Annotated in this window: 17 protein-coding genes and 1 riboswitch; of the genes, 9 read left to right on the forward strand and 8 right to left on the reverse strand. The window is 68.5% G+C overall.

What is annotated here, in order from left to right; genetic code table 11:
* Positions 1–16 precede the first annotated feature (16 nt).
* Positions 17–1,015, forward strand: coding sequence for a diiron oxygenase (locus ACFVVM_RS05985; RefSeq protein WP_387613452.1), 999 nt, complete (start codon positions 17–19; stop codon positions 1,013–1,015).
* Positions 1,016–1,036: 21 nt separating this feature from the next.
* Here ACFVVM_RS05985 and ACFVVM_RS05990 read toward each other — a convergent pair whose 3' ends face one another.
* From ACFVVM_RS05990 to ACFVVM_RS06000, 3 genes are all read right to left on the reverse strand, one after another.
* Positions 1,037–1,762, reverse strand: coding sequence for a TetR/AcrR family transcriptional regulator (locus ACFVVM_RS05990; protein ID WP_387613455.1), 726 nt, complete (start codon positions 1,760–1,762; stop codon positions 1,037–1,039).
* 38 nt (positions 1,763–1,800) lie between these two features.
* On the reverse strand, positions 1,801–3,123 hold the full coding sequence (locus tag ACFVVM_RS05995) for a family 1 glycosylhydrolase (protein WP_387613457.1): 1,323 nt from the start codon (positions 3,121–3,123) through the stop codon (positions 1,801–1,803).
* Between the two features lie 253 nt (positions 3,124–3,376).
* Complete coding sequence (locus ACFVVM_RS06000; protein WP_387613459.1) at positions 3,377–3,913, reverse strand: nitroreductase/quinone reductase family protein; 537 nt, start codon at positions 3,911–3,913, stop codon at positions 3,377–3,379.
* Positions 3,914–4,046: 133 nt separating this feature from the next.
* Between ACFVVM_RS06000 and ACFVVM_RS06005 the strand changes: the two genes are divergently transcribed.
* The 5 genes from ACFVVM_RS06005 to ACFVVM_RS06025 all read left to right on the forward strand — a co-directional run bounded on the left by ACFVVM_RS06005 (position 4,047) and on the right by ACFVVM_RS06025 (position 9,553).
* Positions 4,047–4,532, forward strand: a complete 486-nt coding sequence (locus ACFVVM_RS06005) for a nitroreductase family deazaflavin-dependent oxidoreductase (protein WP_387613462.1) — start codon at positions 4,047–4,049, stop codon at positions 4,530–4,532.
* Positions 4,533–4,570: 38 nt separating this feature from the next.
* Positions 4,571–4,698, forward strand: a riboswitch (cobalamin riboswitch).
* Positions 4,699–4,733: 35 nt separating this feature from the next.
* Complete coding sequence (locus ACFVVM_RS06010) at positions 4,734–6,389, forward strand: ABC transporter substrate-binding protein (RefSeq protein WP_387613465.1); 1,656 nt, start codon at positions 4,734–4,736, stop codon at positions 6,387–6,389.
* A gap of 13 nt (positions 6,390–6,402) precedes the next feature.
* A complete protein-coding gene (locus tag ACFVVM_RS06015; RefSeq protein ID WP_387613468.1) occupies positions 6,403–7,344 on the forward strand; it encodes an ABC transporter permease in 942 nt (313 codons plus the stop codon).
* On the forward strand, positions 7,341–8,171 hold the full coding sequence (locus ACFVVM_RS06020; protein WP_387613471.1) for an ABC transporter permease: 831 nt from the start codon (positions 7,341–7,343) through the stop codon (positions 8,169–8,171). The genes ACFVVM_RS06015 and ACFVVM_RS06020 overlap by 4 nt, the downstream gene beginning before the upstream one ends.
* Entirely contained in the window at positions 8,168–9,553 is a 1,386-nt protein-coding gene (locus ACFVVM_RS06025) for an ABC transporter ATP-binding protein (protein ID WP_387613474.1), read from the forward strand. The genes ACFVVM_RS06020 and ACFVVM_RS06025 overlap by 4 nt, the downstream gene beginning before the upstream one ends.
* On the opposite strand, the gene ACFVVM_RS06030 is transcribed toward ACFVVM_RS06025, so the two are convergent.
* The gene (locus ACFVVM_RS06030; RefSeq protein ID WP_387613477.1) at positions 9,513–10,484 is read right to left on the reverse strand and encodes an LLM class flavin-dependent oxidoreductase; all 972 of its coding nucleotides are present in this window, start codon (positions 10,482–10,484) and stop codon (positions 9,513–9,515) included. The two genes, ACFVVM_RS06025 and ACFVVM_RS06030, sit on opposite strands and share 41 nt — an antisense overlap.
* 115 nt (positions 10,485–10,599) lie before the next feature.
* Here ACFVVM_RS06030 and ACFVVM_RS06035 point away from each other — a divergent pair, with 115 nt between their 5' ends.
* Positions 10,600–10,860, forward strand: a complete 261-nt coding sequence (locus tag ACFVVM_RS06035; protein WP_387613479.1) for a hypothetical protein — start codon at positions 10,600–10,602, stop codon at positions 10,858–10,860.
* Positions 10,861–10,935: 75 nt separating this feature from the next.
* Here ACFVVM_RS06035 and ACFVVM_RS06040 read toward each other — a convergent pair whose 3' ends face one another.
* Both ACFVVM_RS06040 and ACFVVM_RS06045 read right to left on the reverse strand, forming a co-directional pair.
* Entirely contained in the window at positions 10,936–11,646 is a 711-nt protein-coding gene (locus ACFVVM_RS06040; RefSeq protein ID WP_387613481.1) for a cation diffusion facilitator family transporter, read from the reverse strand.
* On the reverse strand, positions 11,646–11,975 hold the full coding sequence (locus ACFVVM_RS06045; protein WP_387613484.1) for an ArsR/SmtB family transcription factor: 330 nt from the start codon (positions 11,973–11,975) through the stop codon (positions 11,646–11,648). Before ACFVVM_RS06045 ends, ACFVVM_RS06040 begins: the two co-directional genes overlap by 1 nt.
* 274 nt (positions 11,976–12,249) lie before the next feature.
* Between ACFVVM_RS06045 and ACFVVM_RS06050 the strand changes: the two genes are divergently transcribed.
* A complete protein-coding gene (locus tag ACFVVM_RS06050; protein WP_387613487.1) occupies positions 12,250–12,801 on the forward strand; it encodes a dihydrofolate reductase family protein in 552 nt (183 codons plus the stop codon).
* Here the strand turns inward: ACFVVM_RS06050 and ACFVVM_RS06055 are convergent.
* Positions 12,786–13,712, reverse strand: coding sequence for an LLM class flavin-dependent oxidoreductase (locus tag ACFVVM_RS06055; RefSeq protein ID WP_387613489.1), 927 nt, complete (start codon positions 13,710–13,712; stop codon positions 12,786–12,788). The genes ACFVVM_RS06050 and ACFVVM_RS06055 overlap by 16 nt on opposite strands.
* A gap of 132 nt (positions 13,713–13,844) precedes the next feature.
* Between ACFVVM_RS06055 and ACFVVM_RS06060 the strand changes: the two genes are divergently transcribed.
* Positions 13,845–14,426, forward strand: coding sequence for a DUF6624 domain-containing protein (locus tag ACFVVM_RS06060; protein WP_387613492.1), 582 nt, complete (start codon positions 13,845–13,847; stop codon positions 14,424–14,426).
* 9 nt (positions 14,427–14,435) lie between these two features.
* Here the strand turns inward: ACFVVM_RS06060 and ACFVVM_RS06065 are convergent, their stop codons facing one another.
* Positions 14,436–15,641 (reverse strand): site-specific integrase, encoded by a 1,206-nt coding sequence (locus tag ACFVVM_RS06065; RefSeq protein WP_387613495.1) that lies wholly within the window; start codon positions 15,639–15,641, stop codon positions 14,436–14,438.
* Positions 15,642–15,643: the final 2 nt, after the last annotated feature.

The raw sequence follows: 15,643 nt of genomic DNA on the forward strand, positions 1-15,643 counted from the left end.
AACCGAGGAGGCACCGATGACGCTGACCGAATCGAGCCGTGGCGGACTCATCAGCGAGGAGTACCGAGATGCGTTGGCAACCCTGTCGCAGGGTTCTGTCGACCGGCATTTCGATCCCTACCTCGACATCGACTGGGATTCGCCCGAGCTCGCCCTTGACCCGAACGATGTGCGGTGGGTGCTCTCACCGAACGTCGATCCGCTCGGCGCGACCCAGTGGTATCGCGACCAGCCGCTCGACAAGCAGATCGCGATCGGCAAGTGGCGCACCGCCAATGTGATCAAGGTCGGCGCTGCCTTCGAGAGCATCCTGATCCGCGGAATGATGCAGTACATCATGAAGCTGCCCAACGGCTCGCCCGAGTTCCGGTACTGCTTGCACGAGATGACCGAAGAGTGCAACCACATCCAGATGTTCCAGGAGCTGGTGAACCGCATCGGCGTCGACGTGCCCGGCATGCGCCCGATGTTCCGGGCGCTCTCGCCGCTGATCGGCGTCGCGGGCGGGTACGCCTACGCGATCCTGTTCATCGGCATCCTCGGCGGCGAGGAGCCGATCGATCACTACCAGAAGGCCGTGATCCGCGAGGGCGAGAGCATGCCGCCGATGGTGTTGCGCACCATGGAGATCCACATCGCCGAGGAGGCGCGCCACATCTCCTTCGCCGGTGATTTCCTCACCGCGCACGTCGGCCGGATGGGCAAGTTCAACCGTGGCGTGTGTTCGGTGGCCTTCCCGATCGCCATGCGCTGGCTCGCGAACGAGATCATGGCGCCGCCGCGCTCGTTCGGTCCCGAGTTCGGTATTCCGCCGGAAGTGATCGAGCAGGCGTTCTGGAAGTCCGAGCACTCCAAGAAGATTCTGTCGGGCTACTTCGGCGACATGCGCCGCCTGGCCGACGACCTCGGCCTGATGAACCCGGCCGCCAAGCAGCTGTGGAAGCGGCTCGGCGTCGACGGGCCCAAGTCGCGCTATCGCAGCGAGCCCGAACGCAGCGCGCGCCACAGCGCCTGAGGGTGCCCCGGTGGCGGTGGTTCAGCCGCCACCGGCGGCCAGCTGGGTGATGACCGCCGTGAGTTGCTGCTCGGGATCGAGGGTGAGGCCGTGGCGGCGGGCGACGCCGTCGACCACGTGCCAGGCGTAGGAGGCGACCTCTTCGATCAGCTGATCCCTGGTCAGCACCGGATTCGGATCATTGGCCCAGCGGGTGACGGTGGCCTCGGTCATCGAGACGATGGCGAAGGTCATCGCGTCGGCCGAGCCGTCGTCGGCGACACCGACCACGCCCGCGAGGCCGGTGACCAGCGCCCTGGTCGAGGCCGCGATCGTGGCGATGAGCGCGCTCATCGCGTCGACGTCGGAATCGGCCTCGGAGGGCCCGGTACGCAGGAAATCGTGTAATCGGGGGTGCTCCTGGATCCACGTCACCACACCGCCCACGGTGCGCACGAGGATCTCGTGGATGGAGCCCTCGCCGATGTCGAGTGAGTCCTCGATGTCGGCGACGAACCGGTCGGCGATCTCGCTCCTGATCCGGCGATCCAGCTCGTCGCGCCCTGCGAACTGGCGATACACCACCGATTTCGCGAGCCCGGCGTGCTCGGCGATCTGCACGATCGGCACCTCGACACCGGTCTCCGACTGCTCGAGCAACTCGATCGCCGACAGCACGATCCGCTCCCGGCGGCTGTCGTTGTGCGGTTGCCATCGGGCTTGTCTGCCGCTCACGGCGCTGGAGGGGCGTGACGTTGCGCTCGACACCCGCCCGAGTGTAGAGCACCCGGGCTTGTCCGAATCCGCTACCGAGGGACCGACACCGGGTCGGTGCAGCTCGCGGGCAGGTCGACCAGCGAACACGCGGCGGGCGGCCGCGTCGGCCGATAGTCGGCGGCGACACCGCCCGTCGTGGCGATCTCGCGGTAGGCGGCCACCGCGTCGGTCGGTCGGCGGGTGAGGGTCGGGTCGGTCAGCACGTCGACCGTGTAGAGGCCGAAACGTGGTGTGTAGGAACCCCATTCGTAGTTGTCGGTGAGACTCCAGTAGTTGTAGCCCAGCACCGGGATGCCGTCGGCCACCGCACGTTGCACCCAGTAGACGGTGTCGCGCAGCGAATCGGCGCGGGTGTAGCCGTCCGGGCGCGGCAGGCCGTTCTCGGTGGGGATGCCGTTCTCGACGATGTAGAGCGGGCGGCCGGGGAAGCGCCGCGCGTAGTGGTCGAGCGCGTAGTAGATGCCCTCGGCCTGTAGCGGCATCGTCCAGAGCCGTTCGAGGTCGGGCACCTGCAGGTTGGTGGGGGAGTAGCCGTAGTAGTAGTCGATGCCGATGTAGTCGAGACGATCCGCGATCCGGTCGAGGATCGGACCGCTCACCGCGTCGTCGACCGCGGGGATGTAGGCGACATTGCTGGTGACCTGCGCGCCCGGGCGCACCTGATGGATGTAGTCGTAGATGCTGTTGTGCGCCTGGGTGATCCGCTCGCCCATGGTCAGGACATCGGCGGCGCCGATGCCGCCGTGGCGCAGTTCGTTGACCAGATAGATCGTCGGTTCGTTGAAGGTCACCCAGAGTGGATCCGCCGCGCCGTAACGATCGACCACCCGGCGGGCATTGGCCAGCCAGTTCGCCACGATCTCGGGATCGCGCCAACCGCCGCGGTCCACGGCCCAGCCCGGGAACACCCAGTGGTCCAGGGTGAGCATCGGCCGCATTCCCGCCTCGACGATCGCCTCGACCACGTCGTCGTAGAAGGCGAAACCCGCCTCGTCCCAGGCACCCGGCTGCGGTTGCAGCCGCGCCCACTCGATGCCGATGCGGTACACGCGCACACCGAGATCCGCGGCCAGCGCGATGTCGGAGCGGTAGCGGTTCCGGAAGTCGACGGAGTCGAGATACGGGTCGTCGGTGGCGCCGGATTCGGCGTAGCGGCGCCAATTGCTGTCGGGCGCATCGCCTTCGGCCTGGAATCCGGATGCCGCCACGCCCCAGAGGAATTCGGGCCCGACCGGTGCTATCCGGTCCGGTGCGGGTGGCCGGGCGAGTGCGGGGGAGGTGCTGGCCGTGAGCAGTGCCGCGACGGTGAGGGCGAGGGTGGCGAGGAGTCGGCGTCCGCTGGGGGAGTGCATGGCGCTCCTGGAGCTAGGGAGGAGAGGGGAGTGCGCTCAGTGTGCGACATCGGGCCCGGTCAGCGGGGGAAATCTTCCGGTGTGCCATATCGCCGGCCCAACAAAGAGAAATACTCATGTTCTTACGTAGATATGCGCATCTACTAATGAATAGCCCTCCTGAACCTACCAGCCAACACTTCGACACATGTCCACACCTAACCGGCGCAATTCGCAAGGAAGGGGAGGGGTGGATTGGGGACGTAGGTCCGGCTCAGGTGTCGAGGTCGATCGCGACGGCTCGCCCGGTGCGGAACCAATAGGAGTGCAGCTCGCGGATCTTCGACCGGGTCGGGAGACCCCGCAGGTGGATGGCGCATTCGCCGAAGTCGAGCGGGACGACGGTGTCGCACAGCAGGTCGCGCGCGGTGTCGAGTTCCGCCGGATCGGTGATCTCCCTGGCCGTCCCGCCATGGGTACCGCCGCGCAGTTCCAGCGTCACGCGCGGATCGGCGCGGACGTTGAGCAGCCAGGCATTGACCGCGTCCGGCTGTTCGATGGTGATGTTGGGTGGCATCAGCTGCACGAGATACGCGCGATCGCCCTCGCGCAGGACCCGCACGCACTTCGGCCGGGGCAGACCCGTCTTGCGGCCGGTGGTGGTGAGGACGCCGTAGCCGCGTGGGGCGCGGAGCCGGAAGAAGGGCAGCATGGCGGCGCTGAGCCGCTTACCGTCGCGGGCGCTGCGGATCAGTCGTCCGTGCTCACCGAGGACGGCTTCGGCGGCGGCGCGACGTGCTGCGTCGTCCATGACGTCCATGGTGCGCCGCGCGAGGGTGCGTCGTCCAGCATGTCGCGGCGGCGCTCCGGCGGTGCGAGTGAGTTGTCTCTCAGCGGGCCGTTGTGAGTGGGTGGATCGAGTTCGCTCGAGCCAGGATTCGTGGATGGTGTGGAATCCCTTGCCGCGCGTCGCGCGCGTGTTCGCGGAACAACCCTGGGTGATGCGTGGGGGCGTTGTCGTACTTCCGGCCGAGCGGCTGTTGCGCAGGCTCAGCGGTGGCCGATGGGGTGTGCTCGATCTGGCCGGCCTGCCGTCGATCGAGGTGACGGTGGTGGGCCGGAAGTCGGGGCAGCCGCGGACGACCTCGCTGCTGTGTGTGCCCGACGGGGACGGCTTCTATCTCGTCGGTTCGAACTGGGGCAAGCCCGAGCATCCGGCATGGTCGGCGAATCTACGCGCGGCCCGTACGGCGTCGGTGCGCTTCGACGGCAGCTCCGCGTTCCCGGTGACGGTCACCGAGATCGCCGGCGTCGATCGCAAGCGCGTCTGGGACCAGGTGGTCGAGTTCTGGCCCGGCTACGAGATGGAGTTCCAGCGTTCGGGTGGCCGCGAATTCCGGATCTTCCGGCTGGATCGGATCACCGACTGAACCGCGCACAACCCTCGTGATGCTAGGTTCACTTCCGCAGGGAACACCGGTGCGATTCCGGGGCTGTCCCGCAACTGTCACCGAGTAGCAGACCTTCATCCGATGGCCACGACCTCCCTGGGTTGGAAGGCCGAAGGCGAGCGTTGATCCGGGAGCCAGGATACCTGCGCCCTTTCAGGACCGAGTTTCACGAGGATGAAGATGCGAGTGTTCACTCGCCGCGGGCACACTGCCGCGCGGCTACCCGACCATGCTCCCGGTACGACGCGACGTCGCCGGTCGAAGGCAGCGGTCACCATGGCCGGGCTGCTCGCGGTGGCGATGGTCTTCACCGGTTGCGCGTCGAGCGAGACCGAGGGTGGCGCGGCGGCCTCGGCCAAGTCGCTGCGCGAGTCCGGTGACGGCGAGCTGACGATCTACAACTCCTACAAGATCGCCGGCCTCGACCCGATCGGCACCGGCACGAACTGGCTGTTCGACTGGGGTATCGCGGAGAACCTGCTGCAGATCACCGACGAGGGCGAGGTCGAACCGTGGCTCGCCGAATCGGTGACCCGCGACGGTGACACCCGCTGGATCGTGACGCTGCGCGACGGCGTCACCTTCCAGAACGGCAAGCCCGTCGACGCGGCGGCGGTCGCGGCGGCGTTGACCAGGCAGATCGCCAAGTCCACGGCGGCCCAGGTGTATCTGGATCCCGCGACCACGGCGACCGTCGACGGCGACAAGGTGGTCCTCACGACGCCGAAGCCGAACGCGATGGTGCCCGCCGCGCTGGCCGCGCGCGACAATTCGCTGCAGATCTACGACGTCGCCGCGATGGAAGCGGCCGGCGGCGACTCGGCGAAGATCGTCGGCGCCGGTGCCTATTCGGGCCCGTACGCGATCACCGCGTGGACCCCGGACAACCTGGTCCTCGCCCCGTACGCGAACCACTGGGAGGGCACGCCGCCGCTGAAGGGGGTCACGGTGCGCGTGGTGCCCGACGAGCAGGCGCGCCTGGCCGGGGTGCGCAGCGGTGAAGCCGACATGGCGTTCTACCCGTCCACCTCCGCCAAGCTGGAGTTGCAGGGCGACAAGGACGTCCACGTGCTGTCCTCGGAGCTGGCGCTGCAGTCGCTGCTGGTGGAGATGAATCTGAAGGCGGGCATCTTCACCGATACCGCTGTGCGCAAGGCATTCACCGCGGCGATCGATTACGAGGGCATCGCCGCCGATGTCGGCAACGGCCAGTTCGCTGCCGCGAAGAGCCTCTACCCGGACTCGCTGTCGTTCGCGGTGGACAACCAGGTCCACGATCTGGACGAGGCCAAGCGCCTGCTCGACGCCGCGGGCTGGGTGCCCGGTGGTGACGGGATCCGGGCCAAGGACGGCCGGAAGCTGGTGGTGCGGTTCGTGACCCAGGCGCAGGGCCCGGAGACCAACGATGTCGCCATCGCGATGAAGGACCAGGTCGCGCGCGCCGGTTTCGATCTGCGGATCGACAATGCCGAGGATTCCGCCGCGGTGAAGAAGGACCCGGCCGCGTGGGAGTCGTCGGTGGCGCTGAGTGGATCGCTGTCGGGCACCGCTGATCCGATCCAGCCGTATCTGGTGCGCTGGACCACCGGTGGTTCGGCGAACGCGCAGGGTGTGGCGAATCCGGAGATCGATGCGATCGGCGAGGAGCTGCGCGGCGAGTTCGACACCGCGCGCCGTGACGCGCTGCTCGAGCGGGCGCAGGCGATTCTGGTGCGCGACGAGGCCTATGTGGTGGCCGGGACGTTCAAGTACTTCACCGTGGTGGCCGGTCCGGAGTGGGCCGATTACCAGGTGTCGAGCGTGCGCAGGCACATCACCAGCCAGACCGGCAAGTAGCGCAGCTTCGGCGATGCGTTTTCTCGTCCTCGCCCGTCGCCGGGTGGTGGAGGCGGTACTCACGCTGCTGGGTGCGAGCGTGCTGATCTGGGCCTTGATGCCGTTGGCCCCGGGCGATCCCGCGCGAATGATCCTGGTCGCGCAGGGTGTCCCGGAGCCGACGCCGGAGCAGATCAGCGCGCTCGACCGCACGTTGCATGTGGATCAGCCGATCCTCGCGCAGTACGCGCACTGGGTGTGGGGTGTGGTGCGCGGTGATTTCGGGTTGTCGTTCGTGTCGGGTCGCCCGGTCTCGGGCGAGTTCTCCGAACGACTGCCCGCCACGCTGACCCTGGCCTCGGCGTCGCTGGTGCTCGCGCTGGTGTTGTCGGTGGCGCTGGGTGTGGTGGCGGCGCGGTATCCGCGCCGGTGGCCGGATCACGGGACCCGGTGGCTGGCGCTGGTGTTCGCGTCGGTGCCGGGGTTCATCGTGGCGTTGTTGCTGATCCAGGTGTTCGTCGTCGGGTTGGGTTTCGGTAAGGCCGCGCTCGACGGGACCTGGCGGCAGGTGTGGCTGCCCGCGGTGTGTCTGGCGATCGGCCTGTCCGATACCTGGTCCCGGTTGTTGCGGGCGAATCTGCTCGGGTTCCTGGATTCGCCGACCGCGGCGGTGTTGCGGGCGAGGGGTGCGTCGCGGTGGCGGATCCTGTGGCGGCACGGTGTGCCCAACAGCGCGGTGCCGTCGCTGCACGCCCTCGCTGTCGGCACCGCGGTGTTGATCGGTGGGGCGACGGTGGTCGAGACCGTGTTCACCTGGCCGGGTCTGGGCTCGTATGTGGTGGAGTCGGTGAAGACGCGGGATCTGCCGGTGATCCAGGCGTTCACGATCTTCGCGACTCTGAGCTATGTGGTCACCAGCGTGGTCGCGGATCTGCTGTCCGCGATGATCGACCGCAGAATCGCGGTGGACGCGTGACAGTTCGAGTGTTGCGGACCGGGTTGCCGTCGTCGGTGCGCGTCGGCGGGGTCCTGCTGGGCGTGCTGGTGTTGTTGGCGATCGTGGGCCCGTGGGTGGCGCAGTTCCCGCCGAACGAGCCGCACTACGGCGACAAGCTGGTCGCGCCGAATGCCGAGTTCTGGTTGGGGACCGACCAGTACGGCCGGGATCAGTTCTCCCGCGTGCTGAACGGGCTGCGGTTGTCGCTGCTGTCGGCGTTCATCGTGCTGGCGGGGTCGGCGACGATCAGCCTGCTGGTCGGGTTGGGTGCCGGGCTTTACGGTGGCAGGCTCGACCGGGCGGTCTCGCGGGTGATCGATGTCGTGCTCGCCATCCCGGGCTTGGTGTTGGCGCTGGCCGTGGTCGGCCTGCTCGGCCCCGGGTATCTGAATCTGCTGCTGGCGCTGGTGACCGCGAGCTGGGCGGCGGATGCGAGAGTCGCGCGGGCACTGACCTTGGAGGCGCGGACGCGGCCGTATGTGGTCGCGGCGCGGGTGGCCGGGGTGAGCAGACCGGCGATCGGCGTGCGGCATCTGCTGCCCGCGGTGCTCGGTCCGTTCCTGATCGTGGCCACCTTGCGGCTCGGTGGCATCGTGGTCGCGCTCGCGGGGTTGTCGTTCCTGGGACTGGGTGTGCAGATGCCGGAGGCCGAGCTCGGTGCGATGCTCGGTGACGCGCGCCGATTCCTCACTGCCGCACCGTGGTTGCTCATCGCGCCGTCGGTGGTGATTCTGGCGATGGCGGCCGCGGCGAATCTCATCGCCGAGGGTATGCGGGATCGTCGGGACAGCGGGGGACGCGAATGAGTGCGCCGATCGTGGAGATTCGTGGGTTGACGGTGGCCTATGCCGGGGGCGCTCCGGTGCTGCGCGATGTCTGCCTGTCCGTGGGTCGTGGGGAGACGGTGGCGGTGGTCGGGCCGAGCGGGAGCGGCAAGACCAGCATCATCCGCGCGTTGCTCGGGACGCTCTCGGCTGCCCGGGTCTCCGGCACGATTCTCGTCGATGGTGTCGAGGTGGCGGGTCGGGATTTCGCGGCATTGCGGGGCACTGTGCTCGGCTATGTGAGCCAGGACCCGTTCGGTGCGATGGATCCGATCATGTCGGTGGGCGCGAACATCGCGCAGGCATGGCGGATCAAGCGGAAGCCCGTTCCCGAGGGCCGGATCGTCGCCGATCTGACGGCGGTCGACATCGTCGACGCGGCGTCACGGATCCGCGAGCGGCCGTTCACTTGGTCGGGCGGAATGCTGCAACGCGGTTCGGTGACGACCGCGCGGGCACTGGATCCGGCGCTGGTGCTGGCCGACGAGCCGACCTCGGCGCTGGACGAGGCGAACGCGCATCGGGTGATGGCGGCGTTGACGGCCGGGGATTCGGCGTTGCTGATCGTCAGCCATGATCGGCGGCTGGTCGAGAAGTACGCCGACCGGGTGTATGTGGTCGAGGACGGCACGGTCGTCGAGTCGTCCTCATCGGCTCCGGTTGTCGCGGAAGCTGTTTCGACGCGCAAGGCGGTGCCGGCCGCGCCGCCGATTCTGCGGGCACACGGTGTCGCGAAACGGTATTCGACCGGCGGTGGGCTGGCGGCGACCGACCTCGAGGTTCGTCGTGGCGAGATCGTCGGGCTCGCCGGGCCGTCAGGGGCGGGTAAGAGCACGTTGCTGCGGGTCCTCTCCGGAGTCGAGGCGCCCAGTGCGGGTCGGCTGGTCTGGGACGGGCGTGATGGTCCGCCGTCGCCGGGCGAGGTCGGGGTGGTGTTCCAGAACGCGGTGGGCAGTCTCGATCCGCGCAGGCCGATCTACCGCAGCATCACCGAGCCGTTGAAGCCCCGACTACGCAGCCGTCTGAGCCGGGCCGACGCCCTGGCCGTCACGTCGACGGCATTGGCGCGGGTCGGTCTGGCCGATATCGACCCTGGTCGTTTCCCGCGGGAGCTCTCCGGTGGTCAGGCCCAGCGGGTGGCGATCGCGCGGGCGCTGGTCGGTGATGTGCGATTGCTGCTGGCGGACGAGCCGACCGCGTCCCTGGACGAGGCGTCCTCCGCGCGGATCTTCGAGATCCTGCGTGAGCTCGCCGACGGGGGACTGGCCATCGTGATCGTCTCGCATGCCGAGCGCACCCTGCGCGAGCTCGCCGACACGGTGGTCAGGGTCGATGCGACGCAGGAACGTCCCACTGGGCGATGACGGTGTCGGCGAACAGCCGCATGCTGGTGCGGATGGCCTCCGGTGCGGGTCCGGCCGGTTGGACGTTGCACAGGAAGTCGGTGGCGTCGGGCAGGACGAGGTCGCGGCGGATGGCGGTGTCGACCTCGGTGGCGGTGCCGAGGTAGCCGTGACCGGTGTCGATGTAGTCGCGGGCGGTGAATCCGGGCGGAAAACGGCCCGCGATGATCGAGGTCGTCACCCAGCGTTCGATGCCCGGCTTCATGTGCTCGAACGCGGTCGCGGCGGTGTCGGCGCACAGCACCGATCGGGAGACGCCGACGCGCGGTGTGCGTCCGGCGGCGTCTTGCGCGGCACGGTATTTCGCGACGCGCTCGGCGGCGAGCTCGTCGCGTGGGCCCTGGGGTGAGGAGTTGCGTCCGGTGAGTACGCCGAGGTCGAGTTCGGCGGCGAGTTCGAATCCCGATTCGGATGCGGTGCCGATCCAGAGCCGGTCGCGCAGTCCCGCGGCATTCGGCACCAGGTCGCTGCCCGGCCCGAGCAGTTCGCGCAGCTGGTGGAGGGTCTCGATGAATCGTTCGTGGCGTTGTTCGTGCGCCCGGCCGAATCGTTCGGCGGTCCGCGCGTCGGCCCCGGCGCCGAGGCCGAGTTCGAGCCGGCCGCCGCTGAGCGCGTCCACGGTGGCGGCGTCCTCGGCCAGCCGGATCGGATCCTCCAGTGACCCGACCACCACCGCGGTCCCCAACCGGATCCGGCTGGTGCGCTGCGCGATCGCCGCGAGCAGCACCAGCGGCGAGGGACAGTGTGCCCGCTGTGCCCCGAAGTGGTGCTGGGCGACCCAGAACGAATCGAATCCGCATTCCTCGGCGTGGACCGCCAGTTCCACGGCGTCCCGCAAAGCTGCCGCGGAGTCTTCGTCGCCGACAACATGGGAGATGAACCCGAACCGCATTACCCACCCGTCCCGTCACCGTCGTCGGTGTTCCACCGTAGTTCGCGAACTCCTGTCGTGCTGGGTCGGGTCGCGGACTCTGTGCGCGCAGGGTCGCTGCGGGCATCGTGGAGAGGTGAGTGAGCGCGTGGAACGTGCCGACGAGCATGACCGGGTGCTGGGTGTGGTCGACCGGGACGAGGCGATCGGGGCGCGATGGTTGCATCGGGTGGCGACGGTCGTGTGCTGGGATGTCGAGGGCCGGATTCTCGTCCATCGGCGACCGGATGACTCGGCACGGTTTCCCGCGCATCACAACTGGCGTTCCACCGATACTCCGCGCAGAGGCGGTGAAGTACTGGCTGTTGCAGGGGGTCTCGACGGTCTGGTGGAGTGAGATGTCGAGGCCTTCGGGAATCCGGATCCGGCGGCGGTAGTGGGATGGTGCCTGGCGGTAGCGGAAGGTGAGGCGTCAGTGGTCCTTCCCTGTGTCGCAGCAGCTGTCTTCGCAGGCGTCAGTGGTGGTGCTACCGAATGGTGTTGTCGGGCAGCATGTTTCGCCCTTCCAAGCATTGCGGCCTTCCTTGACAGCGATCACCGCGATCACCAGCGCGGCGACCGGATCGGCCCACGACCAGCCGAACACGCTGTTGAGCAGCAGTCCCACCAGCAGCACCGCCGAGAGATACGTGCACAGCAGTGTCTGCTTGGAATCGGCCACCGCCGACGCAGACCCCAGCTCACGACCGGCCCGGCGCTGAGCGGCCGAGAGCACCGGCATGATGGCGAGACTGACCGCGGCCAAGGCGATGCCGATCGTGGAATGTTCGGCTTCGCCGATCCCGAGCAGTGCCCGTATGGAGTCGACGGTGACATAGGCGGCGAGGGCGAAGAAGGAAAACGCGATGACCCGCAGCGCGATCTTCTCCCGCTTCGCCGGATCGCGCCCGGCGAACTGCCAGGCGACCGCGGCCGCGGAGGACACCTCGATCACCGAGTCCAGCCCGAACCCGATCAGCGCGGTCGACGACACCCGCGCGCCTTCGGTGAGCGCGATGACCGCCTCGATCACGTTGTAGGTGATGGTCGCGGCAACGAACCACTGAATCCGCCGCACCAGCAACGCTTTCCGCGCCGGATCCGGCCCGATCGGAACCAGCGCGGGCAACCCGAGCGATGCCATCAGCAGCACCCCTCGGTCTCGGAGTCGGCGCAGCACGCCGGGTCCACCGCGAGCACCAGCCCGAGCAGATCCCCCAGCGCCGCCCCGATCCGGGCATCGGCCAGCTCATACCGCGACCGCCGCCCCTCCGGCACCGCCACCACCAGCCCACACCCCCGCAAACAGGCCAGATGATTGGACAGAATCTGCCGAGACACCCCGATCTTGTCCGCCAACTCGGCCGGATACGCGGGCCCACCCCGCAGTTCGAGCAGGACCCGCGTCCGGGTGGTATCGGACAGCGCATGCCCGAATCGAGCCAGCGCATCGGTGTGCAGGACGGTCTCCATGCCGATGACAATACATCCAAATCTGTATTCAGGAAATACTGGATCGTAGGCGAAGTTCAGTAGCCGATGGTGAGACGCCGCTGGACGAAACGCGGGGTCTCGATCTCGGCGAGCAATGCGACGGCGGTGTCCTCGAAGGAGATGCGGCTGCTGCCGTTGAGGCGGCGCGGTGGCGGTGACGAACTCCGTATGGCAGGTGAGGGGGCTGGGGCGTTCTAGGGTGAGGGTCGGCGGGCACCGATGAGTTTCGGGTGTGGAGGAGGTCTACTCAGTCATGAGGAAACTGATCTATGGGATCGGTGTGTCCCTGGACGGATACATCAACGACCGCGACGGCAAGATCGACTGGACCGATCCGGACGATGAACTGCACCAATTCCACAACGACCGCTACCGCGAGCTCGAGATGTCGCTGCACGGCCGCCGACTGTACGAGCTGATGGCCGACTATTGGCCGCACGTGGCCGAGGACGCGCCGCCCATCCAGCGGGAGTTCGGCGAACTCTGGACGAACAAACCCAAGGTCGTGTTCTCGCGGACGCTCACCGAAGTTCACTGGAACAGCACCCTGGTCAGCGAGAACGCGGTCGAGGAAGTCCGCAGGCTCAAAGCCGGAGGTGACGGTGTCATAGAGGTCGGCGGTGCGAATCTGGCGGCCTCGCTGATCCCGCACGGACTGATCGACGAGTACCAGCTGTTCATCTCACCGGTGATACTCGGCGGCGGCACACCGGTGTTCCCCGCCGTGACGGACCGTATCGGGCTTCGATTGGCCGAGACCAGGCACTTCGACACCGCGGTGATGCTGCGCTACCTCGCTGCCTGAACGCGGGCCTCGCCGAGGAGGTCGAGCTGGCGCAGGTGATCTCGGCTGTCGAAGCCGATCCCGATTTCGTCGGCGCCGGCTTCGGCGAACTCGGCGAGGCGATCGGCGGCTTCCTCGGGCCCGCCGGTGAGGGTGACGGCGGCGATCCGATCCCGGCTCATGCCCGCGAAGTCGCCGAGTTTCGCGAGCATCTGCTCCCGGTCGGCGCGATCCTCCGGGCGGTCACCGAGCACCCCGTGCATGCCGAGTTCGACGCGCGGAGCCGGTCTTCCCGCCTCGGCGGCCAGCTCACGCAGCCGGGTGACGGCGCTGGACAGCTCGGCCGGTGTCAGAAAGGACGGCAGCCAACCGTCGGCCCTGGTGGCGATCCGCCGCAAAACCACCTCACTGGTCCCACCGCCGACATACAGCGGTGGCACGGTGGCCGCCGGAGCGAGCCGCAGCGAAACCGTCTCGGCCGATCCGGGCAGGGATGTCGGCTCACCCGCGATCAGTCCGGGTAGTTTGTCGAGCGCGAGATCCAGGAGGTTGCCGCGCCGCCGTTCGGGCGCGTCGAGCGCGTGCCAGAACGGTGAGCCGGGGAATCCACCGATCCCCAGACCGAGCCGAACCCTGCCCCCGGACAGATATTGCAGGGTCTGCACCTGAGCCGCGAGCATCGCCAGCGGTCGCGTCGGTACCGACAGGACGCCGAAACTCAGCGCGATCCGCTCGGTGACCGCAGCGGCGGTGGACAGCACCACCATGCTCTCCAGCGCGAGGGTGCCGTCACCGATCAGCACATCGGCCGCGCCGACGGAATCGAGCCCGACCGCCTCCGCGTGCCGGGCCACGGCCACGATGCCGTCCCGTCCGAGTGCGGTGATCTCCTCCATGGTCGGCAGTGCGACCCCGATCTCCAGCTCGCTCATCATGCATCCTCCGCGGTCGGCGTTCGCTCCATCCACCGCATCCTCCAACCAGAAGCCGGGTTGAGGTCAAGGTGACTTCGCACCGCGCACAGCGGCACCCCACGGTCCGGAGGACCGGGCGAGAATGCACTCATGGATGAGTCCTTGCGAGACGAATTGCTGGCCATGGCAAGGGAGGATGAGTCCGTCCGGGACCGTCTGGCCGCCGACGGCAGCCTGTTCGACGGATATCACCCCGAGATGGAGCGGGTGCACATCGGCAATGCCGTCCGGCTCGAACAGATCCTGGACACCCACGGGTGGCCGGGTCGGGAGCTGGTCGGCGAGGACGGCACCGAATCGGCGTGGCTCGTCGTCCAGCACGCGATCAGCCATCCCGGCCTCATGCGCCGCGGTCTGGAAATGCTCAGGACGGTGCCGGATCAGGACCCGGCCCGTGTGGCCATGCTGGAGGACCGGATCCGGTGCTTCGAGGGGCGGTCTCAGCAGTACGGAACGCAATTCGACTGGGACGACAACGGCGACCTCAGCCCACTCCCGATCGAAACCCCTGACGAGGTCGACCAGCGGCGTGCCGAGCTGGGTCTGCCCTCGATGGCCGAAGCCATCACCACGATGCGAGAGTCCCGCCCCGGCGACTCGGCACCTTCCGATCTCGCACGGCACCGGGCCGAGCAGGACGCCTGGGCGCGCCGGGTCGGATGGCGCGTCTAGGGCGAGGGCTCAGAGGCCGAGTTTGGTGACGGCGTTGTCCTCGAGGGGGTTGGCGGTGCGGATGTAGTTGTGCACCGTGCGGGGGTTGGACCAGCGGCCCTGGCGCATGATCTCGCGGTCACTGGCACCGCCGAGAGCGGCCTGGGTGGCGAAGCCCGCGCGCAGGGAGTGGCCGGAGAAGAGGGTGGGGTCGAGGCCGGCGCGCGCGGCGTAGCGCTTGACCAGTTCGGCGACGGCGCGGCCGGACAGGGCGGTGGGGGCGATGCCGCCGTGGCGGGTGATCGTGGGGAACAGCGGTCGATCGGGGTCGTTGCCGAGTGGTGTGCCGGTGAAGCCGTGGCAGCGGTGGATCGCGGGGTCGGTCGCCGGATGTTCGGTGGTCCAGGCGCGGGTGCCCCGGTCGCCGGTGGCTGCGTGGATCTCCAGCAGCTGGACCCAGTCGGCGAACGCGCAGACCGGGCAGGTGTGCGGGTGCTGTCCGCGCGGCAGGGCGACGCGTTGTTCGGCGATGCCGGTCTGGTCGGTCTTGGTGGTCGGCAGGTGCACGACGAGCAGTGGTTCACCGGTGGTGTGATCGGTGCGCACGTGCACGTCGCTGACGCGCAGACCGGCCAGTTCACTGCGGCGCAGGGCGCCGGCGAAGCCGACCAGCAGGGCCAGCGCGTCGCGGCGGCGGGCGGGTTCGGTGGGCCAGCCGGGCTCGGGGAGCTGGGCGAGCAACTGGTCGAGGGTGTGCAGCAGCACCGGTCGTTTGCGGGTGGGTGGCGTGCGCCGGGTGCGCCGGATACCACGCAGGGTGAGGCGGACGACGTCGGAACGGGTGGGTGAGGGCAGTCCGTTGGCGGCGTGCACGGCGGCGATGGCCGCGGACTTGCGGTCGAGGGTCGCGGGGCTGAACGCCCATGCGCCACTGTCGCGGCGGGCGTCGGCGGCTGCGGCCAGATAGACGGCGACGTCGAGGGGGTCGGCGGGCAGGGCCTGGCGCCGCTCGGTCGCACACCATCCCGCCCAGGCGATCCAGTCGGTGCGGTAGGCGCGCAGGGTGTTGGCCGACTGGGAGGCCTCGAGATAGCGGCGCAGCGCGCCCGCCTGGGTGTCGTCGAAGCGTTCGCGGACCAGGCGCAGGGCGGCGGTGTCGACGAGGACGCTGCGCACGCCTCTGCGCAGTTCGGTGCGCACCTGTTCGGGCAGTACGACCGCCTCGCTGCCGCTCACCT

The organism is Nocardia sp. NPDC058176 (genome assembly GCF_042883805.1).
Lineage (GTDB): Bacteria > Actinomycetota > Actinomycetes > Mycobacteriales > Mycobacteriaceae > Nocardia.